Genomic DNA, 21,235 nt, shown 5'->3' with positions numbered 1-21,235 from the left:
CTAAAACGTTTTTTGCGTAGTTTATTGTGCGTCTTTATTATAAGAGTAGTATTAATAACATCTAATAAATAGATATTTTCGTAGTTATACGTAATTAAATTAATAAATATTAGTCATCTTTTTATTGATAATCCACAACAGCTTTACCTAATGTAGTCTCCTCTGTTCCTAAACTAGATTGGTGTGTGTAAATACCAAACAGGGCTTAAGTGCTAGTCGCATTTTTTACTAGTGGCATTCACAAAAAGCCATAGCCTGTAGTCAAATCAGACCAATTCTAGCCGAAAGACAGTATATAAAATTACCCAAACTGGTGGAGACAGTAAATGAAAAGAACTTTCCAGACACTTGTGATTGGTGCTTCAATGGCTGTTGGCGTAAGTGCGATCGCCACTAACCCAGCACAAGCGGTGACTTTCTCTTTCAACAATCTCAACGAAACAAATACCTACACAGGTGGTTCTAACGGCACGTTCATTAAAGCAAATGCTACTGCTGCGGTTAAAGCCTTAACAGATAAAGATGCTAGTTCTAACGTTGAACTTTGGTATAGTACGGAGAATCCTACTTCTAACGTTGGCTTTACTGCTACACAAGGAAAATACAGTGCTACTGTTAGCAGTGTCACAGCAAATGACTGGAATAATTTTGGCTCACAATGGTTAGGCGATTTGTTAAATAGCTACAAACCTTTCCAGACAGTTTGGAATGGATTCTCAGCACAAAGTAAGTCACTACTTACTAGTTATTTTCCTTCTTTGGGGATGGGAGACCCTAATATTGGTGGTTTCCAATTCGGCAAAAATGGCGGTGTAGAACTACAATTAGTTGGCCACTTAGATGTGAAAGACAAATTGTATAGTACTCTTGATAGTCAAATTACTGAGAAATGGAAACTTATAACATCAACGCTTACTCTTGCACAGCAAAAAGCTATGGGTGATAAGCCTACTCTTCAAACTATTGACGCTTTGCTTTTAAAGGCAAATTCCAGTCAAAAAACTCTATTAACAACACTCAAAGACTTGGTAAACCTGCAATCCGCTGTAGAGGCGTACAAAGGCTCAATTGCAGCTAGTGAAATTGCTAAGGTTGTGACTGGTGGTCAAACCTACTACGCCTATAGCTTTAACTCCACTGCGTCGGGTATTACCGCTTCTGATGATGGTGTATCCTACAGCGCAATTTACACTTGGCAAACAAAAGGATATAGATCAACCCCTGAACCTTCTGTAGTTTTAGGTATGTTGGGTATTGCTGGAATCTTTGCTACACAACGCAAACTCAAAAAAATATCTGGTTGAGACTAAGGTTTCCATTCTAGAGAAGAAGTCAAGGAGCAGAATTGCTCCTTTTTTTTTACACAATCTTCATACTTACCCTGTATGATTACTATTGTTTTTAGTAACGATAATGTGTACAAATTTAAGTATATTTACTTTACAATTAGTCAAAAAAAACTTTTGGGTTAATTACACAATATAGGTGGCTAAAACTTAGCAAATATCAAGCAAATATTAATTCATTGTTAATTTTTTTCAAAAAATCACAATAATATTATTTATTAAAAGTTAGCAAGTAGTAATATCCAAACAATGCTATAACAAAAATTTTTAGTATAAGTAAAACTTAAATATTTTTACCTGATTTATAGAAAAAAATTTAATTTAACGGTATGAGCATAGTCCTGCATAGTGGCAAATAATCTTAATTAACAATGACACCTCAATTACTCACAGTAGATAGACAATTACATTCAAACTCGCTGAAAAAAGTTTTACTTGTCGAAGATAATGACATAAATCGAATGTTGCTAAGTGACTATCTGAGTTACTGTGGGTACAATGTCAAAAGCTTATCAAATGGGACAACTTTCTTTTCAACTGCAGAAAAATTCCAACCAGATTTAATGTTGTTAGATTTAAAGCTGCCAGTGCTTGATGGTTATTGGATATTAGAGCAAATTCAAAAACACCCAAATTTATCAAAAATTCCCGTTATTGTAGTTTCAGCATTTGCTTTTAAAGCCGATCAAGAGCGAGCTCTGAATTTAGGAGCAAAGCGTTATTTAGTAAAACCAATAAATCTGACAGTGTTAATCAAGACAATGCAAGAAGAATTGGCTTACTGCTGTATTTAATCTACTTGAGTCATAGAATTCACACAAAAAGTTTATTTATTTTTAAAATAGAAATAGGTAAAAACGTAAAATTACCTAAACTTGGTTGTGAAAACATCTGCTCAAATACTACCACTGGTTAAAGACCCAGAACGATTGGAAAGCCGTCTAGCTGAAATACCACCAGAACCAGGGGTTTATTTCATGCGAGATAGCAGCGATCGCATTATATATATAGGTAAATCACGAAAATTGCGATCGCGTGTGCGTTCCTATTTCCGCGAAGGCTACACTAAAAGCGAACGCATCGCCACAATGGCCAGACAAGTGACAGAAATTGAATTTATTGTCACCGATACCGAAGCCGAAGCTTTGGCGTTGGAAGCCAATTTAATTAAGCAGCATCAGCCATACTTTAATGTACTGCTCAAGGATGATAAAAAATATCCTTATGTCTGCATCACTTGGTCAGAAGACTATCCGCGCATCTTCATCACGCGCAAACGCCAATTAGGTAAAGAAAAAGATAAGTTCTACGGCCCTTATACAGATACAGGCTTGTTACGGGAAATCTTACGTATTAGTAAACGCATATTTGCGCTGCGCCAAAGGCCGCAACCACTTTTCAAAGACCGTCCTTGTTTGAATTATGATATGGGGCGTTGTCCTGGTGTGTGTCAACAGTTAATTTCACCCGAAGAATACCGCAAAACTGTGCAGAAAGTGGCGATGGTATTTCAAGGACGTACCCAGGAATTAATTGATATTTTGACTGAACAAATGCAAAAAGCTGCTGAGGCGTTAAATTTTGAGTCGGCGGCGCGGATACGCGATCAAATTTCTGGGTTAAAATCTCTGACGGCAGATCAAAAAGTATCCTTACCAGATGATACGATTTCGCGCGATGCGATAGCGTTGGCTGCCGACACTCAACACGCCTGCATTCAATTATTTCAAATTCGGGCTGGGCAATTGGTGGGACGCTTGGCGTTTGTGGCTGATGCACAGGCTGAACCAGGTGCGATTTTACAACGCGTTTTGGAAGAGCATTACCAAACTGCCGATGCGGTGGAAATTCCGGCGGAGATTTTGGTACAGCATGAGTTACCCGACGCGGAAATTTTAGCGGATGTTTTAACTCAGCATAAGGGAAGAAAAGTGACGATTTTAGCTCCGCAGCGGCAAACTAAGGCAGAATTAATTGAGATGGTAGAGCGTAATGCCCAATACGAATTACAAAGAATGCAAAAATTGGGCGATCGCAATACTCAAGCTATGCAAGATTTAGCTGAGATTCTCGATTTACCTGACTTACCCCACCGCATTGAAGGGTACGATATTTCTCACATTCAAGGTTCTAATGCTGTCGCTTCGCAAGTTGTATTTATCGATGGTTTACCAGCAAAGCAATATTATCGTCATTACAAGATTAAAAATCCGACGGTGACAATTGGACACTCAGATGATTTTGCGAGTTTAGCCGAAGTCATTCAACGGCGATTTCGCAAGTATAGCGAAGATTCACAAATGCAGCGCGCGGGAAATCCTGACTGGCCTGATTTAATTATGATTGATGGCGGAAAAGGCCAGTTATCATCTGTTGTGGCTGTGTTGCAAGAGATGAATTTGTTAGAAGACTTGCGAGTTGTGAGTTTGGCAAAACAGCGCGAGGAGATATTTCTCCCAGGCGAGTCACAACCTTTACAAACTGACGCAGAACAACCAGGAGTACAATTACTGCGACGGTTACGAGATGAAGCGCATCGGTTTGCCGTGAGTTTCCATCGGCAACAACGCAGTGATAAACTGAGGCGATCGCGTTTAGATGAAATACCAGGATTAGGACATCATCGACAAAAGCAACTGTTAGGGCATTTTCGCTCAGTCGATTATATTCGCCAAGCTACAACTGCACAACTGGCAGAAGTTCCGGGAATTGGGCCAAGACTAGCACAGGAAATTTACGATTACTTTCATCCATCTTGAGCATAACCCTGATTGGTCACTATAAGTAGAGGAAGAGTGTTTGTGTTTTGTATATGGATTTGGGAATTATCACTTAGTTGATTTGGCATTAATTTGTGCTAATAGTTGAGCAATTTTTTGAGCTTTTTCGGGGCGGCGTTGTTTTTGAAATAATTCTTGGGCTTTTTCTAAGTTATTTTTTGCTGCGTCTGGCTGATTTTGCTGAATTAAAACATTAGCTAAACGCAAATAAGCTTCAGGATTTTTGGGACTGCGCTGCATAACTTCCTGAAATAATTCTGTGGCTTCAGTTATTTTGCCTTGTTGAGATAAAACATCGCCTAAAAATAAGCGCACTACATCGTTTGTAGAGTTGATAGCAATTACTTGGCGGAAGGCTGCTTCTGCACCTTGATAGTCTTTTTGCTGATAAAGATTAACTCCTTTTTGGAAGTAGTTGGCGGTAATTAAGGTTTTCCAAGCAAAGTAACCCAGAAAAAAAATACTAATAACGACTACTAAAATGGCAAAAATATCAATGGCATTCAAATTATCAAACATGGTTTTAAGCTAACAAACAGGCGATGGGGAATATGAGATATTCTAAGAAAAATAACTTCCAAATAAATTGATAGAATTGAGCGATCGCACTTTTATCATGTAAGTCTACCGCTAAACTTCTAAACCACATCCCACACAACAATAATAAGTGCGTTATCACCAAAAATACTGAATTCACCCCTTCTAGACGCAGCACACCTGCTAACACCATTCCTAGATAGCAAACGGTGAGTACCCAAAGTGCCATGTTAAATACAGCTTGCGGCCCTAGTTGAATTGTGAAGGTAGTGATATTGTACTGGCGATCGCCTTCTATGTCGGGGATATCTTTAAAAATTGCGATCGCAAAGGTAAATACTAAGATAAATACAGTTAGCACCCACACCACAGCCGGAATTGTTTGTTTACTTTGTAACAACCAATTAAAGTGGAGAAACAAGCCTAAATTTACAATTGTTCCCCGCACTGAAAAAATACACACAGCCGCCCAAAAGGGAAATTGCTTTAAGCGAATTGGCGGTAAAGAATAAGCAGTACCAATTACTAAACTGATAGCTACCATGCCAAACAAAAAAGGGCCTGTTAACCATGCAATTACTAATGCTAAAATCCCTGTAATAGCTACAATCAATTGCCCTTGTCGGCGCGAAAATTCTCCTGAAGCTAGGGGTAAATGGGGTTTATTAATCTTGTCAATTTCTACATCTTCGAGTTGATTTAATCCCACAATATAAACATTACCGCACATACAAGCAAGCCACGCACCTAAAACAGAAATTAATTGGCTAGTAGCAAATTCACTTGAGGTGACAGCGAAAGCAACTAAATATAAACCAAATACGCTTAAACTTGTACCGATAATGGTATGTGGGCGAGAGAATTTCCAAAAAGCGTAAAGCCAGTTACCGCGAACAACAGAAGTTTTTTGTCTAGAAACCTGACTCATAATCTTTTGAATTCCCCAATCCCGTTAACTCTTAACACACCACCAGCATTAATTTTAGGAATAATGCTTCAATCATCGTACTCCAACCAGAACCCATTCATAATAGGACTGACAAAAATCTCTAAAACTCTTATTTCTCAGTGTCCTCTGTGGTGCGATATATTTATCTGCACACATAAAGGGCGTACATTTGTACGCCCTTTAGCAGTTTTTGGAAAGCTGTAATTGCCCTATCGAAAAACTTTAACTGTTGCGATATTCAGCATCTACCCAACAGCGAGGTAGACTTTCGCCGGAAGGAAACACCAAATTTGCTTTTTTAAAAGATTCTGGTTGTTGTTCTTCTTGACCTTGTTGGTCTTGTGCATTAACTGTATCAATATTCGGATCGATTAATTCCTGAATATTGTTAATTTTAACTAAATCACTGGTATCTTTAACTTGTAATAACACGGATTTAACCTCCAGAATTAATTATTAACTTTTCATCGAACTTTGATATTCAAAAGCTTACTTGGTTGAACTTTCGATTAATTTTTTAAAGTACAGATATGCTTCTTCTGGCGTAAGCAGTTGAGATTCTTCGTTATGTATGTAGTATTCTCTACTATCGGCAAAATAACGTACGACAAAGCTAGGAATTAACTTTAACTTCAAAGCTTGTTGTCCTAATTTATCTGCTGTTTCTGCCAGAGTGTATTCATCATGAAACTCATGGACAGGCATATATTTCACTCCTAACAACAGGGGTGTGATAAAAAAGTTTATGGAAGAAATTTGAGCCTAAAAATTAGAGTTCGCGTTGAAATCTCTCTAAAATATCAACTAAATTTACTTGGCATTGGAGCGGAAGTAAGTCAATTAGTGCCAATTCTCTTCTGCCACCGCCGATTTTGACGGGTATCGATTCTAACACTTTAATTACGCGGTCTTCATTCACAGAATTAGAAGTAATTAAAGGATACAGTTGTTCGGCAACAACTGTATGTAATTTGGCATTAGATAAATAAAGATGCCACTTAGCAATATCGATATAGATATTGTCGCCAATTTCAGAGGCTAGGGCTTCTAGTAATTCTGAGGTGTTAGTTTTAGCCATAAAATTTACCCTATCTTAAGAAAGAGCCTTAGCTCTAAGCTCATATATTATTATCGCTCAATTAATGAAGCTAACTCTACTGCCACAGGTTACAATGCCCTTGCCTTAGGTGTCCATCTTCAGGTGGATTTAGGCGGAGTGGATGAATAGTTAGCGATCGCCGCAATATAAATTAGATGCAGCAACAATACTATTACCCAACCTGTCGTCAACAAAGGCAACCAAGGCCAATCAGTTGACTTCAGAATATGAAAGAACCACAAGCCAGAATTGATAGTTGCAGCCACAGCGACATGAACAGCAAAATTCATTCTGTCATCTAATTTGCGGAACTCAGGATCAGTGCGATCGGGTTTGCGAGGCCAACGAGGAGGCATAAATTTTTGTTACAGATTGCAATACTGTTGATTATTCTAAGGTTTTTGCTGGAAAATTAATCAATTTCAATCACAACCTTGCCAAAGTGAGAGGCATTTTTGAGATAACGATAGGCTTCTGGGGCGGCTGAGAACGGAAAAACTAAATCGATGATTGGGTAAATTTTCTGCTGAGATATCGCCTGATTCATAGTTTCAAACATTTCTCGACTGCCAACATAAATTCCCTGCAAGGTAATACTCTTAAATAATATTGGCATCGGATCAATGTCTCTACCTTTCCCAGACAGCACACCGATTAAACTCACTCCTCCCCCAATGCGGACGGCTTGTAGTGATTTTGGCAAAGTACCTGCACCACCAACTTCGACAACGTGGTCTACACCAGTGCGATTTGTTAATTCATAAACTTGCTTTTCCCAATCGGGTGTAGTTGTGTAATTTATAGTTTCATCTGCACCGAGTTTTTTTGCTTGGGCTAACTTCTCATCACTGCTAGAAGTAATTATCACTTTTGCACCGTGCATCTTAGCAAATTGCAGGGCAAATATCGACACGCCCCCAGTCCCCAGTAACAATACAGTATCACCTGCACTCACATTGCCCTTAGTAACCAAAGCGTGCCAAGCTGTCACCGCCGCACAAGGTAAAGTTGCGCCTTCCGTATAAGAAAGATGATCGGGTAAGATAACTAACCCATCTTGATTTAAGACGACATATTCAGCCAACATTCCATCAATCCCGCCACCCAAATCAGATTTCATCTTCTCCCTGGTTAAAGCTCCATCAATCCAATTTTGGAAGAAAATTGCCGCCACGCGATCGCCTATTTTCACTCGTGTCACACCTTCTCCCACCGCGACAACTTCCCCCGCGCCGTCAGACATGGGAATCAGTGGATATGACACAGCACCGTAACTTCCCTCCGCCACCATTAAATCACGATAATTTAGGGATGTTGCCCTGACTTTCACCAGCACTTGTCCGTTTCCTGGTTGGGGTTGAGGCTGATCACCTAACTTCAGCGCATCAAGACCCGCATTACTTTGGATTTCGTAAGCTTTCATTACTCTGTGTACTCTGTGTCTGGGTGGTTCGTTTTTTATTTATTTTATTTTTACGTCATTCTATTTCTCAGATGATCAAGCGATCGCCGTCTTTACTTGCTATAAAATAGCAAATTGTTTCCGCTTAAATACTTAACATGAGCGCAGCCTTCAACAGACTTGCACCCTTCATCCAAGAATACATATACCATCACAACTGGACTGAATTAAGACCAGTGCAAGAGGCTGCTTGTCAGGTAATTTTCGACACAGATGCTCATTTATTAGTTGCAGCCGCGACAGCTGCAGGCAAAACCGAAGCCGCATTTTTACCAATTTTAACTGTATTACACAATCATCCTACAAATACAATCGGGGCATTATATATTGGCCCGATCAAAGCTTTAATTAATGACCAATTTGAACGCCTCAACGACCTACTCAAATTATCTGATATTCCTGTTTATCATTGGCATGGTGATGTTGCTCAAAGTCGCAAAAATAAGTTAGTTAAAAATCCTCAAGGCATTTTACAAATCACACCAGAATCTTTAGAAAGTTTATTAATAAATAAACATCACGACTTAGTACGTTTATTTGGTGAATTGAAATTTGTGGTTATTGATGAAATTCATGCCTTCATGGGTTCCGAACGCGGTTGTCAGGTTATCTGTCAATTACAGCGTTTAGCTAATGCCATTCAAAAACAACCACGTCGCATCGGTTTATCAGCAACTTTAGGCGATTATTCATTAGCCGAAGATTGGTTGCGTTCTGGAACTGACAAACAAGTTATTACTCCCAAAGTTGAAGTAGGTAAACGCCAAATTAAACTCGCTGTCGAGCATTTTTATCGGCGTGATGATATTAATTCAGCCGAAGCTTATGATAATTATCTGTTTAATCTTAGCCAAGGTAAAAAATGTTTGATATTTGCTAACAATCGCACGCAAACTGAATCTGTGATTGCGTCTTTGCGCCAAATTGCCACAGAACAAGCGCAGCCTGATATATATCATGTTCATCACGGCAGTATCTCAGCAAGTTTGCGACAAGCTGCGGAAAATGCGATGCGCGAACCTCATCAAGCCGCAGTTACATCTGCCACCTTAACTCTAGAATTAGGCATAGATATCGGTCATTTAGAGCGAGTCATTCAGTTAGAATCACCCTTATCTGTAGCCAGTTTTTTACAAAGATTAGGACGCGCTGGTAGAAGAGGTACTGCGGCTGATATGCGCTTTGTGTGTGTGCAAGCAGAACCTTTATCAGCAGCATATTTACCAGAGCAAATTTCTTGGCAATTATTACAGTGTATTGCTATTATTCAACTTTATTTAGAAGAACGTTGGATTGAACCGATAAAACCTTTGCAATATCCTTTGAGTTTGCTTTATCACCAAACCATGAGTATTCTATTGGCAGAAAAAGAATTAACACCTGCTGCTTTAGCTAAACAAGTTTTAAATTTACCAGCTTTTGCTGCCATATCTAAAGAAGATTTTAAATTATTACTACGTTATTTAATTGATATTGACCATATTCAGCAAACTGAACAAAGTAAATTAATTTTGGGCTTAACTGGCGAGAAAATAGTCGGTAAATTTCAGTTTTATGCTGTATTTGCTGACAATCAAGAATATAAAGTTAAACAAGGGACAACAGAAATTGGCAGTATTGTTACACCGCCACTTGTCGGAAATCAGTTTGGTTTAGCTGGCCGAACTTGGGAAGTTTTAGAAGTTGATTTTAAAAAGAAAGTAGTCTTAGCCAAGCAAGTAGAAGGGAAAGCTAACGTTTATTGGCGTGGTGGTAGTGGCACAATTCATACTAAAATTTTGCGAAGAATGCGCCAAGTTTTATTAGAAGATACAGAATATAGCTATTTGCAACCTAATGCTAGAAAAAATATCCAAGCAATGCGTCAACTTGCCCAAAATGCTGGGTTAGATAAACAAAATATTGTGCAGCTAGAAAAAAATAAATGTTGTATTTTCCCTTGGATGGGGACAGTTGCGTATCGAACGTTAGAAAGATTGATTAATAATTTTTGCCGTGAATCTTTAGAAATTAGCAGTATGGGTGGGGTTAATCCTTATTATTTGACATTGAAAGTAGGAAAAAATAAATTTAAAGATATTTATGCTGAAATAGCTTCATTATGTGAGCAAAGAATTTCGGCTGAAGATTTAGTAAGTAGTGCAGAAGCTCCAGAAATGCAAAAATACGACCAATATATTCCCCACTCACTGCTACGCAAAGCTTTTGCTCACGATTATCTAGATATGCAGGAAGTGAGGCAGCAAGTGGCATTGTGGAAAGCATAATAGTCAGGGAATGGGGAATAGGGAATGGATTTGTTACTCATTTAGCCTTGCTCTAAATTACGAGAATCTTAGAGAAGCTAGATCCCCGACTTCCTTAAGAAGTTAGGAATCTCAAAACCCTGACATCCCTACACCCTTATACCCTTACACCCTTGTAAAACTCTTTGATGTGAAACCCGAACTTGGCAAAGTAGCCTTTAAGAGTGACAATAAAATAACTTCGCCCTTAATATTCTTAATATTTCTTTGTGAATAACGTCCGTACTGTCTCTGACACAAAGCGAACTTTCTACTCCCTCCATACCCGGCCAATCAACACAATCTATCGCCGGGTAGTTGAAGAGTTGATGGTAGAAATGCATCTGCTATCAGTAAATATTGATTTTAGTTACAATCCCATTTATGCCTTGGGCGTTGTCACCACCTTTGACCGCTTTATGCAAGGCTATCAACCAGAACGAGATAAAGAATCTATTTTTAACGCTATCTGTCAAGCTGTAGAGCAAGATCCACAGCGATATAGACAAGATGCGGAAAGATTGCTAGCGTTGGCGAAAAGCTTATCTGTTAGCGATTTAATTGCTGGGTTGAGCCAGAGTAGCCAATTATATCAAGATTCTGATTTGCAAGGTCATTTGCAAGCGATCGCCAGCAATACTAAATTTAAATACAATCGCTTATTTGCGATCGGTATTTTCTCTTTATTAGAACAGTCCGATCCTGGTTTAGTGAAAGATGAAAAGCAACGCACTGAAGCACTAAAAACCATCAGTGCTGGCTTGCATTTATCTGATGAAAAACTCAACAAGGATTTGGAACTTTATCTCTCTAATTTAGAGAAAATGACCCAAGCACTGATAGTCATGGCAGACATGATCTCAGCAGATCGCAAAAAACGCGAACAACGCCAGCAGCAATCTACCACTGTTATTCCCCCTATTACCAATGAGTAATAGTTAAACTTTAAGTATGAGTTAATTAATTCTCATACTTTATACTTCAGACTTTAATTGATTTAATCTTTTGGAGGAAAAGTAATTTTGTTGCCCGTTGGAGTGCTAATTACCTTTCCTCCCAAACTCTCTATTTCTTTAACTGCTCTTTTACGAGTTTTGTCATCTACTTTATTCATTAATACCATTGCCCAGGTAGCAATTCGCGCGTATCTGCTATCAGGATTGTGACTCAAAAATACGGCGGTTTGATGAGAATTATGAGCGATAAATTTACTTTCTTCATCCGAAAAATTACTCGCCCAATTTGCAGCCATATTTAACGAATCTTTTGCTGCATGGGCATTTCCTAAAAATAACAATTCATCAATTCCTTTATAACGCCACACATAATAAGACTTTTCTGGCACTTCGGGAGATAATGATTTTAAACCCTGCTTCATCAAGTCTATAGCGCGTTCTGGCATAGCAGCATACATAGAAGTGCTAGTAGAAAGACCTATATAAGATGCGAGAAATCGTGGGTCATGTTTAATAATAATGTCAAAATATTCTGGACTCAGGCTATAACCTGTTTTATCTCGCGCTTCATCATCACCAAAGTATTGCAAAAAGTTCAAATATGCCCAATTCGCCATTAAATTGTCATAACCAAAACTAGGTAATTCCTTTAACGCCGCCAAGCGCAGATGTTCGGCTTTAACCTCTTTTTCTAGTACTGCTGAGGATAAAGATTGTTGACTAATTAACAGTGATTGTAATCTTGGGAATTGTAGCGCACTCACGCCTAGGATACAAAAACAGGCTACCAACGGCGTAATGAAAGCTTGGTAAGATAAACGCAACATAGATAACTATTTTTTAAGTTTAAATTACACCATTGTATGCAATCTTCTCATAGAAACCAGGGGTCAATTAATACTGTCACCTATTCCCTGTTCCCTATTCTAAAAATGACAAAACCGCCTACACATTACCTGAAAGAATAGCTAACAAGGTATGGTTGTGGCGGTTTTAAAAATCGCTGTTTAGTAAATGGTAGCGATGATAACCCATGAAAACTTTGGAAGATTAACACTGTTCAGGTAAACAGCAAAACAGCTAATTGTGCAATATCAAGCACTACCTGTAAAAGCAACTTCTGGGAACTTCAACTGAGCTTCTGCCATTGGACGGTTTCGACCTTCCTCTTGCCAGTAGTTAATCACTTCTGTTGCTTTGTTAAGCAATTCTACGCGATCTAGCTCAGTAATCCAGTGTTTGGATTCGAGTTCCTTTTTTAACTCTTCCCAAGCATCATTTCTGGGCCAGAAAAAGTACTTTGTTAAAGGACTAGTACCTTTACCTACAACTTGGTCAACTGCTAGGGCAACGTTATCTTCCAACCAAAGAATTTTTAGAATGAACTTGGTCAATCACACCTCCGGGACATATCCGGGCATAAGCTTACTAAGTTTGCGATTGCTTATTGTAACTTAATATCTAGCCGAATGACCAAACTTTTCAGGGAGTAGGAAATGGGGAAGAAGTATTCATTATGGATACTTATCCAATTTAAAATCGGAAAAGTTTAAATTGTGATCCATGCAACCATGACTGCACAAGCAATTGTCGTTTTTGATATTGATGGCGTTGTGCGCGATGTCGGCGGTTCTTATCGCCGAGCGATCGCTGATACTGTAGAGTATTTTACTAACGCTGCATATCGTCCCACACCGTTAGATATTGACCAACTCAAGTCTGAAGGCGTTTGGAATAATGATTGGGAAGCATCCCAAGAATTAATTTACCGCTATTTTGAGTCTCAAGGAAAGACAAGAGAACAACAAAAGCTAGACTACAACTCTATTGTTGCTTTTTTTCAAGCCCGTTATCGTGGCCCAGACCCGCATAATTTTACGGGATATATTTGTGATGAACCTTTATTATTAAGCTCAGAATATTTACAGCAGTTGACTCAAGCTAACATTGCTTGGGGATTTTTTAGTGGTGCGACGCGCGGTTCTGCTAATTTCATTTTAGAAAAACGCTTGGGTTTGCATTCTCCAGTATTGATTGCAATGGAAGATGCACCCGGTAAACCAGATCCGACAGGTTTGTTTGCCACTGTTGAGAAGTTAGAGAATGAACCCAGCAACATCACCGTTATCTATGTGGGTGATACTGTCGCTGATATGTATACAGTCACGAAAGCGCGAGAATTACAGCCACATCGCCCTTGGGTTGGTGTTGGTGTGTTACCGCCACATGTCCAAGAAACAGCCGCACGCGCTCAAGCATACAGTGAAACACTGCAAAAAGCCGGAGCCGCGATAGTTGTGAGTAATGTTGAAGAGTTAAATCCAGTCAAAATAGCAGAACTATTGTTGTGATGAAATAATAACTAGTTGGTATTGGGAATACTTAACCTAACAAAGCGATCGCATTCTTACTGCATACTGCTTTTTATTCCCAATAATTCAAAATCTAGTTATTTATGGCAGTCAATCGTCAACTTACTCCCATTGAGGAGGGTTTGGAAATAATTAATCAGACTGGTGGTTCATTCAATGTAGTGACAATTAGCCGAATTATTGGGTGTTTAGATGAAGAAATCCTGAGAAAAGCTCTTGCTATTGTTCAGTTGCGTCATCCTCTGTTAAATGCTCGAATTGTTAATTCCCTAAATCGGCTGTGCTTTGAAGCAGGAGCAATTCAAATTCCTTTGCGTAGCGTTCATAGCCAGCATTGGCAAGAGGTTGTGATTGCAGAAATGAACGAAAAAATAGCGAGTGATGCAGTTTTAGCACGATGTATTCTAGTTAAATCGCCGAGTGATAATCAGATAAATTATCTCATTACAATCTTGCACCATGCTATTTCAGATGGTTTATCTAGCGTCCAACTCCACTCAGAACTATTAACTTATTGTCAAAAAATTACAGATGGGGAATTAGTTAATTCTGTTGAGAGTTTGCCTGTATTACCACCTATTGCTGAACTGCTGCCAGAATCAATGCAAGGATGGCGGGGTAAAATCAAAGGCATTTTCTCGTTATTGAATTTGCAATTTAAGCATTTGTGGTATCGACCAAAAGCCTTAAAGTTTGAGCAATGTGTCCCGATAGAATCGCGTCGCTGTGGGTTGGTTCACCGACAACTAGATAAAGAACTAACGGAAAAATTAGTAGATTTTTGCAGACAGGAAAAGACAACCGTACAAGGCGCGTTATGTGCAGCGTTGATGTTTGCAGCAGCTAATCAAATCTCTGGTTACGAGAGAAAAGATGTTTGTTTAAGTTGTTGGTCTTATGTTAACTTGCGTCAAAGGTTGCGATCGCTTGTGAGTGAAAACAATCTGAATGTTTTGATTTCTTCTATCACTTCATTTCATACGCTCAATAGCAAAACAACCTTCTGGGATTTAGCGCGGGAAGTCAGACAAAATCTAATCGCAGGGTTGAATTCTGATAATCTCTTCAGCATTATTATGATGTATAAACAGGTTATCAAATTCTTACTGACACAACCTAATCATGCACCCGCAAGTGTGTCTGTAACTAATATTGGCAAGGTGAAAATTCCTAAATTTTACGGACAATTAGAATTAGAGCAAATCAGCTTTTTGCCAGCACAGGGAGTTTTTGGTGGTGTTGTCAGTTTGGCTGTATCAACTTTTGACAGCAAAATGAACTTAAATTTTACATTTTCTCTGCCCGCAATTAGCCAAAATTCGATGGAAAAATTGGCAGACAATTTAGTTGTCTGCCTGAAGAATGCTTGTGATTTTTAGGCTTCCCTGATTATTCCAGTTTCAAGAACTTATCTAAAGCAGCCACCATACTAGGCGGCCAACGGCGGATATTTTTCACCCAGTTGATATCTTTGTAACGGTTATCCAAGCCATAAGCCGCTACCCAGTTGCTTTCGGCTTCACCTTTTTGTCCGTTTACCCAGTAAGCGGCGGTTAAAGCTGCACGCACATCAGCAAATTTGGGATATTTCCGCGCAATATTTCGCATTTCGCGGATTGCTGGCTCTATTTGACCATTTTCATATAAAGCGATCGCATAGTTAGCACGAGCAAAGGCAAAATTTGGGGCGACTTCGGTAGACTTTTTATAATCTGCGATCGCATCGTCCCATTTTCCTAAACCTGCTTTGGCATTACCACGATTGTTATAAGCCATTGCATCGTTAGGATCTAATTCTAAAACGTGGTTGTAATCTGCGATCGCCTGATCCCATTTTCCCAAACCTTCTAAAGCTGTCCCCCGATTTAAATAGGGATCTGTCACATTCGGAGCCAATTCTACAGCTTTGTTGTAATCTGCTAGTGCTTCTTGCAGCTTATTTTGACTCACCCGCGAATTTCCGCGATTACTCCATGCACCCGCATTGGTGGGAAATTTCTCAATAATCTTTGTCCAGTATTTTTCAGCCGTGGCAAAGTCACCCTGATTTGTCGCTGCAAACGCTTGATTTGCCCACTCATCCCCTTGTTGTAGTTCTTCTGGTGTAAAGTTGGGTTGTTGGGATTGTGCCATGACTGGTTGACCCCAGCCAAACACAAGTAACAGACAAAGAACAACACTAATTAACTTAATCATCTGGGTTTACCTGTGTCTATCTGCGGTGGAGATTCCACAATTTATCATGGCGAAAACTGTCTCAGACAGCAAGCTAGTACCGCTAAACTTTCTGCCTACAAACGCTAAACTCCAGTTTTATACGATTTCCCGAAAATCCTGATCCAAATCCATTGGTTTTTAATCCTTTCTCCCTGCCCGCCTGCGACCCATTTGGATCAAACTTAAAGTAAATCGTTAATTGACCAATAGTCTCATTAATTATTTGGGAGGTTGATGTCAACATTGCATTTCCAGAACCAATACCATCTTTTTAATTAACCTTAGCTTTACCAAATCTTTCTCATAATAGAGATTTTTATTTTTATATTTTTGTTAACATAATCAAAATTTTCTACAAAAAATATTATGGCTTTACATGCAGAATTACATCGGCATTTGGGCGGTTCTGTTGTACCGCGTGTTTTATGGCGTTATTTTGAGCGACATTCTTCAGAATTGATTTCCCGTTTTCCTAGCTATGGAGAATTTGAAGATTTTTACACCAGACCGCGCAATACCTTAGATGAATATCTGGAATTGCATACTTTAGTTGAAAGTGTGCAAACTGTAGACACCTTGCCTTACTTTATTTATCGCCTGGTGCGGGGTGCTTATATATTTGAAAATTTGGCTTATCTAGAACTGCGCTATACACCTTATCTGCGAACACCAGAACATCTGAGTCAATCAGCCAGAATTGACAAAATGGCAGAAATAGTAGAGGTGGTGGGTAAAGCCAGCCAGATACAAGAATGTCCCATTGTCACTAGCCAAATTCTCTGTATGCACTCACGCCTTCCTTATGAGGTGAATCAGGCAATTATTGATTTAGCAGTACAGAACAGACAGTATGTATGTGGCATAGATGTAGCGGGTGGTGATAGCTATTATGCCGATCGCCTGCAAGAATGGATTAGTCTATATGATTATGCGCGATCGCAAAACATCAACACCACCGGACACTTTTACGAAACTAGTGCGGGTTGTTACCCAGAACTATTACCATATCTTCAACGGATTGGTCATGGTATCCAAATTCCTTTGTTGTATCCAGAGTTACTCCCTGATGTGGCAAAACGAGGTCAGTGTTTAGAAATCTGCCCAACAACATACATTAAAACAGGCACTTTACAAGATATCCGCCAACTCAAAACAGTTTTTGACCGTTGTTTTGAGGCTGGAGTAGATATTGCCATTTGTACTGATAATGCTGGTTTACATAATGTTCGTTTGCCATTTGAATATGAAAATCTTTTGACTTACGACATTATTAACTTCCAACAACTACAAGCTTGTCAGGATGCAGCTTTTCGCCATGCTTTTGCTTGGCCTCATAGCCATCGTCCAGCATCTCTATTAAACGGGTTGCTACAACCAGAAACATCCAAAGTGATGGCGATGAAAGATTAGGGAAAAGGGGTTAGGGGTGAGGGGCTAGATAAATGTATCTCAAATCTCTTTCCCCACTCCCTATTCCCTAATTGTCAAAGCTGGTTGACTCCATTCCAAACGAGACTTCAATTCGTGAATATTGGCAGCTAAGTTATTACCCATCAGCAAAACTTATATTTATGTAGAGAAAAATACTTATTTTATTCAAGAGTTGCTTGCTAGCCTAAACTAGAATTTATGGCATCTACTATTCAACCTTTACCAACCGAAGTCGTATATCTCATTACAGCTGGTGAGGTAATAGATTCTTTGGCATCTGTAGTTCGGGAATTGGTAGAAAATTCTCTCGATGCAGGTGCAACAAGAATTGTGGTTTATCTATGGCCCCAGCAGTGGCGCATCCGCGTTGCCGACAATGGTTGTGGTATGAAGATAGATGACTTGCAACAAGCAGCCACAGCCCATAGCACTAGTAAAATCCGCTCTAGTGATGATTTATGGAAAATTAACAGCTTGGGATTTCGCGGTGAAGCTTTGCATAGCTTAACAACTTTGGCAGATTTAGAAATTTTGAGCCGTCCAGCCAATGGTGATGTAGGATGGCAGGTTATTTATGGCGATGATGGCAAAGCAAAAGAAGTCACAGCAACAGCGATCGCACCTGGTACAGTAGTCACAGTTTCAAATCTTTTCGGCAATTGTCCATCTCGCCGTCAAGGTTTACCCAGTGCAACACAGCAAATGAAAGCTGTACAAGCCGTAATTCATCAAATTGCCCTTTGTCATCCGCAAGTAACATGGCAAATTTGGCAAAATGACAAAGTATGGTTCACTATTTCCCCAGCCGCCACCACCGGACAACTACTGCCGCAAATCTTACCGCAAATCCGGCAAGGCGACTTACAAGAACTCAAACTCGAACTTCCTCACCCTCCCAACTCCCCACTCCCCATCTCCAACTCAGCACTTTCTTTAGTAGTAGGACTACCAGACCGTTGTCACCGCCATCGCCCCGACTGGGTGCGGATAGCGATTAATGGGAGAATGGTGAAATCAATAGAACTGGAGCAAACAATTTTATCAGCGTTTCATAGGACATTACCACGCGATCGCTATCCTATTTGTTTATTACATCTGACGATTTCTCCCGACCAAATTAACTGGAATCGCAACCCAGCAAAAACAGAAATTTATCTAAATGAACTAAACTATTGGCAAGAACAAATCACCCAAGCAATTGACCAAGCACTCCGCATTGACGCTGCCAATTTTAAAGAAGCAGTCCATACAACTAGAGTTAGCAAATTACTTAAAGCCGCAGAAGAAAAAGGCGGTTATAACTTTAATCCCAAAACCGAAAATACTCAGCACTCATTAAAAGCAATTGCCCAAGTGAGCAATACTTATATTGTGGCCGAACATCCTGGTGGGATGTGGCTAGTAGAACAACACATTGCCCACGAGCGAGTGTTGTACGAACAAATATGTGATAATTGGCAACTTGTCCCAGTTGAACCATCAATTATTCTTTATCAATTGTCACCAGCACAAGTTTCTCAACTACAACGTATTGGTTTAGAAATAGAAACCTTTGGCGAACAACTTTGGGCAGTTCGTAATATACCCGCACTTTTTCAGCAGCGAGAAGACTGTGCAGAAGCAATTTTAGAACTGAGTTGGGGTGGAGATTTACAAACTGCTCAAGTTGCGGTTGCCTGTCGTAGTGCCATTCGTAATGGCACACCAATGAATTTACCAGAAATGCAAACTCTATTAGACCAATGGCAACGCACTCGCAACCCCCGCACTTGTCCCCACGGCAGACCTATTTATTTATCACTAGAAGAATCTGCCTTGGCAAGGTTTTTCCGTAGACATTGGGTAATTGGTAAAAGTCACGGTATATAAATTTTATTATTTGTACCTAATTTTTAAAACTAAAATTATCAAATTAAAAATAAACGAAATCGCGTTAGCAATAATAATTGGCAAAGCATTGAGAGCTAGCCCATAAATTAACCATAATAAAAGACCACTCATAAATGTAATCAGCATTACAAAAGAAACATCTTTTGCGGACTTTGATTGCCAAGTTTTATACATCTGAGGCAAGAACGCGATAGTAGTTAATGCCCCTGCAATTAATCCTAAAATAGTCAAAAAATCCATTCTTGCCTTCCCATTTCTACAGCAATTTCAGTTTAATACTATGCTAAAAAAGCTACATAAAAACTGAAAAAAGGGTAAGCATTTAACTCACCCTTAAAAAATCATGACAATTTACGTTTAATTCTTATAAAACCTTACACTGTCCATAATGACGCAACAAATGATCGCATAATACCAGTGCCACCATCGCCTCAACCATCGGGACTGCACGCGGTAGTACACACGGATCATGTCTGCCTTTCCCCGCTAATAAAGTTTCTTCACCTTCACGGGTAACTGTTTTTTGTTCTTTCCTAATAGTTGCTGTTGGCTTAAATGCAACACGTAAAATAATATTTTCGCCGTTAGAAATGCCTCCTTGAATTCCGCCAGAACGGTTAGTTACAGTGCGAATTTCCCCATTTTCATCAATATAAAATTCGTCGTTATGTTCAAAACCTGTCAATAAAGTGCCAGCGAAACCGGAACCAATTTCAAAACCTTTACTAGCTGGTAAAGACATTACAGCCTTGGCAATATCGGCTTCTAATTTATCAAAAACTGGTTCACCTAAACCTTTCGGCACATTTCGCGCCACACATTCTACAACACCGCCGATAGAATCACCTTGTCTACCAGTTTGTTCGATTAATTCAATCATTTTTTGAGCGCATTCCCCATCAGGACAGCGCACAATATTACTTTCTACCTGTTCTAATTTGACGGTGCTAGGATCAACTACGCCTTCTAAATCTTTGATGCGTTTGACATAACCAACCACTTCTACATTAGCAACTTGCCGAAGAATTTTTTTAGCGATCGCACCAGCCGCTACTCTACCAATTGTCTCCCGCGCCGATGACCTCCCACCGCCTTGCCAATTGCGAATCCCGTATTTAGCATCATAAGTTGCATCTGCATGAGAAGGGCGATACTTTTGTGCCATCTCGTCATAATCTTGGGAACGAGTATCTTTGTTCCGCACCAAAATCGAAATTGGTGTTCCTAGAGTTTTACCCTCAAACACACCAGACAAAATCTCGCAGCTATCAGCTTCCTTACGCGGAGTTGTAATTTTACTTTGTCCTGGTCTTCTTCTATCCAACTCTATTTGAATTTCTTCAGCAGAAATTTCCAGTCGCGGAGGACAACCATCAATCACAACACCCACGCCCCCGCCGTGAGACTCGCCAAAAGTAGTGATCCGAAATAGATGCCCAAAAGTATTGCCCATGATATTACGAAAAAAGAAGGAGGCTTATGTATTGTACCTAGAGTTTTTATGAAAATTAATTTTTATGTTTGTGCTTTCTTTTGCAATATTCAGCAAAAAAGTTTCTTGACAATTATTTTAATGTTATTAGGACTTAGGCATAAAGCTTCTCAAATTCTCATTACTCTGTGATCTCTGCGCCTCTGTGGTTAGTCTGAGAAACTAAAAAAGCGCCCCCCGTTAGGGAGACGCTTTTTTATTTAACTAGACTTCAAGAATTAACCATTGATAGCAGGAGCAGAGATAGCAACAGGAGCTTGCTCGCCGCTAGCCAAATCTAAGGGGAAGTTGTGAGCATTGCGCTCGTGCATGACTTCCATACCCAAGTTAGCACGGTTGATGATATCAGCCCAGGTGTTAATGACACGACCTTGAGAATCAATCACTGATTGGTTGAAGTTGAAACCGTTCAAGTTGAA

21 protein-coding genes and 1 pseudogene are annotated in these 21,235 nt (G+C 39.5%); 9 read left to right on the top strand and 13 right to left on the bottom strand.

Going from position 1 to position 21,235, the window contains the following annotated elements; all coding sequences use genetic code 11:
* The first annotated feature begins 326 nt into the window (after positions 1 to 326).
* The 3 genes from H6G69_RS13645 (at position 327) to uvrC (ending at position 4,105) form a co-directional block, all read left to right on the top strand.
* Entirely contained in the window at positions 327 to 1,304 is a 978-nt protein-coding gene (locus H6G69_RS13645; protein WP_190687523.1) for an NF038130 family PEP-CTERM protein, read from the top strand.
* Positions 1,305 to 1,717: 413 nt separating this feature from the next.
* Positions 1,718 to 2,140, top strand: a complete 423-nt coding sequence (locus H6G69_RS13640; protein ID WP_190687520.1) for a response regulator — start codon at positions 1,718 to 1,720, stop codon at positions 2,138 to 2,140.
* Between the two features lie 87 nt (positions 2,141 to 2,227).
* Positions 2,228 to 4,105 (top strand): excinuclease ABC subunit UvrC, encoded by a 1,878-nt coding sequence (gene uvrC / locus H6G69_RS13635; RefSeq protein WP_190687517.1) that lies wholly within the window; start codon positions 2,228 to 2,230, stop codon positions 4,103 to 4,105.
* Between the two features lie 69 nt (positions 4,106 to 4,174).
* Here uvrC and H6G69_RS13630 read toward each other — a convergent pair whose 3' ends face one another.
* From H6G69_RS13630 to H6G69_RS13600, 7 genes are all read right to left on the bottom strand, one after another.
* The gene (locus H6G69_RS13630; protein ID WP_190687514.1) at positions 4,175 to 4,645 is read right to left on the bottom strand and encodes a M48 family metallopeptidase; all 471 of its coding nucleotides are present in this window, start codon (positions 4,643 to 4,645) and stop codon (positions 4,175 to 4,177) included.
* A 4-nt stretch (positions 4,646 to 4,649) separates the two neighbouring features.
* Positions 4,650 to 5,591: a homogentisate phytyltransferase gene (locus H6G69_RS13625; protein ID WP_190687511.1), complete on the bottom strand. Its 942-nt coding sequence runs from the start codon at positions 5,589 to 5,591 to the stop codon at positions 4,650 to 4,652.
* A 243-nt stretch (positions 5,592 to 5,834) separates the two neighbouring features.
* Complete coding sequence (locus tag H6G69_RS13620) at positions 5,835 to 6,044, bottom strand: acetyltransferase (protein WP_190687507.1); 210 nt, start codon at positions 6,042 to 6,044, stop codon at positions 5,835 to 5,837.
* 57 nt (positions 6,045 to 6,101) lie between these two features.
* On the bottom strand, positions 6,102 to 6,317 hold the full coding sequence (locus H6G69_RS13615) for a hypothetical protein (protein WP_190687503.1): 216 nt from the start codon (positions 6,315 to 6,317) through the stop codon (positions 6,102 to 6,104).
* Positions 6,318 to 6,381: 64 nt separating this feature from the next.
* A complete protein-coding gene (locus H6G69_RS13610) occupies positions 6,382 to 6,690 on the bottom strand; it encodes a DUF3181 family protein (RefSeq protein ID WP_190687501.1) in 309 nt (102 codons plus the stop codon).
* Between the two features lie 119 nt (positions 6,691 to 6,809).
* Positions 6,810 to 7,067, bottom strand: coding sequence for a 2TM domain-containing protein (locus tag H6G69_RS13605; RefSeq protein WP_190687498.1), 258 nt, complete (start codon positions 7,065 to 7,067; stop codon positions 6,810 to 6,812).
* A gap of 56 nt (positions 7,068 to 7,123) precedes the next feature.
* Positions 7,124 to 8,134 carry an NAD(P)-dependent alcohol dehydrogenase gene (locus H6G69_RS13600; RefSeq protein ID WP_190687495.1) on the bottom strand — a complete coding sequence of 337 codons (1,011 nt, stop codon included), beginning with the start codon at positions 8,132 to 8,134 and terminating at the stop codon, positions 7,124 to 7,126.
* Positions 8,135 to 8,271: 137 nt separating this feature from the next.
* Here H6G69_RS13600 and H6G69_RS13595 point away from each other — a divergent pair, with 137 nt between their 5' ends.
* Positions 8,272 to 10,440, top strand: coding sequence for a DEAD/DEAH box helicase (locus H6G69_RS13595; RefSeq protein WP_190687492.1), 2,169 nt, complete (start codon positions 8,272 to 8,274; stop codon positions 10,438 to 10,440).
* Between the two features lie 248 nt (positions 10,441 to 10,688).
* Complete coding sequence (gene psb29 / locus H6G69_RS13590) at positions 10,689 to 11,393, top strand: photosystem II biogenesis protein Psp29 (protein WP_190687489.1); 705 nt, start codon at positions 10,689 to 10,691, stop codon at positions 11,391 to 11,393.
* Between the two features lie 62 nt (positions 11,394 to 11,455).
* On the opposite strand, the gene H6G69_RS13585 is transcribed toward psb29, so the two are convergent.
* Positions 11,456 to 12,241 (bottom strand): hypothetical protein, encoded by a 786-nt coding sequence (locus H6G69_RS13585; RefSeq protein WP_190687486.1) that lies wholly within the window; start codon positions 12,239 to 12,241, stop codon positions 11,456 to 11,458.
* A 267-nt stretch (positions 12,242 to 12,508) separates the two neighbouring features.
* Positions 12,509 to 12,808, bottom strand: coding sequence for a 30S ribosomal protein PSRP-3 (locus H6G69_RS13580; protein WP_015113334.1), 300 nt, complete (start codon positions 12,806 to 12,808; stop codon positions 12,509 to 12,511).
* A 177-nt stretch (positions 12,809 to 12,985) separates the two neighbouring features.
* Between H6G69_RS13580 and H6G69_RS13575 the strand changes: the two genes are divergently transcribed.
* Together H6G69_RS13575 and H6G69_RS13570 are read left to right on the top strand one after the other, a co-directional pair.
* The gene (locus H6G69_RS13575; protein WP_190687482.1) at positions 12,986 to 13,765 is read left to right on the top strand and encodes a TIGR01548 family HAD-type hydrolase; all 780 of its coding nucleotides are present in this window, start codon (positions 12,986 to 12,988) and stop codon (positions 13,763 to 13,765) included.
* A gap of 104 nt (positions 13,766 to 13,869) precedes the next feature.
* A complete protein-coding gene (locus H6G69_RS13570; RefSeq protein ID WP_190687479.1) occupies positions 13,870 to 15,165 on the top strand; it encodes a phthiocerol/phthiodiolone dimycocerosyl transferase family protein in 1,296 nt (431 codons plus the stop codon).
* Between the two features lie 10 nt (positions 15,166 to 15,175).
* Here the strand turns inward: H6G69_RS13570 and H6G69_RS13565 are convergent, their stop codons facing one another.
* The gene (locus H6G69_RS13565) at positions 15,176 to 15,982 is read right to left on the bottom strand and encodes a tetratricopeptide repeat protein (RefSeq protein WP_190687476.1); all 807 of its coding nucleotides are present in this window, start codon (positions 15,980 to 15,982) and stop codon (positions 15,176 to 15,178) included.
* A gap of 387 nt (positions 15,983 to 16,369) precedes the next feature.
* Between H6G69_RS13565 and H6G69_RS13560 the strand changes: the two genes are divergently transcribed.
* A complete protein-coding gene (locus tag H6G69_RS13560; protein WP_190687473.1) occupies positions 16,370 to 17,413 on the top strand; it encodes an adenosine deaminase in 1,044 nt (347 codons plus the stop codon).
* A 219-nt stretch (positions 17,414 to 17,632) separates the two neighbouring features.
* Positions 17,633 to 19,303 carry a DNA mismatch repair endonuclease MutL gene (gene mutL, locus H6G69_RS13555; RefSeq protein WP_190687470.1) on the top strand — a complete coding sequence of 557 codons (1,671 nt, stop codon included), beginning with the start codon at positions 17,633 to 17,635 and terminating at the stop codon, positions 19,301 to 19,303.
* Between the two features lie 6 nt (positions 19,304 to 19,309).
* On the opposite strand, the gene H6G69_RS13550 is transcribed toward mutL, so the two are convergent.
* From H6G69_RS13550 to H6G69_RS13540, 3 genes and pseudogenes are all read right to left on the bottom strand, one after another.
* Positions 19,310 to 19,564: a SemiSWEET transporter gene (locus H6G69_RS13550; protein WP_190687468.1), complete on the bottom strand. Its 255-nt coding sequence runs from the start codon at positions 19,562 to 19,564 to the stop codon at positions 19,310 to 19,312.
* 124 nt (positions 19,565 to 19,688) lie between these two features.
* Positions 19,689 to 20,777 (bottom strand): chorismate synthase, encoded by a 1,089-nt coding sequence (gene aroC / locus H6G69_RS13545; RefSeq protein WP_190687464.1) that lies wholly within the window; start codon positions 20,775 to 20,777, stop codon positions 19,689 to 19,691.
* 257 nt (positions 20,778 to 21,034) lie between these two features.
* Positions 21,035 to 21,235: pseudogene (locus H6G69_RS13540) on the bottom strand (photosystem II q(b) protein); the annotation flags it as partial.

The sequence above is a fragment of the Nostoc sp. FACHB-110 genome (genome assembly GCF_014697425.1).
Lineage (GTDB): Bacteria > Cyanobacteriota > Cyanobacteriia > Cyanobacteriales > Nostocaceae > Nostoc_B.
Note: the sequence above shows the minus strand (reverse complement) of the source record. Positions and strands in the feature narration are given on the sequence as shown.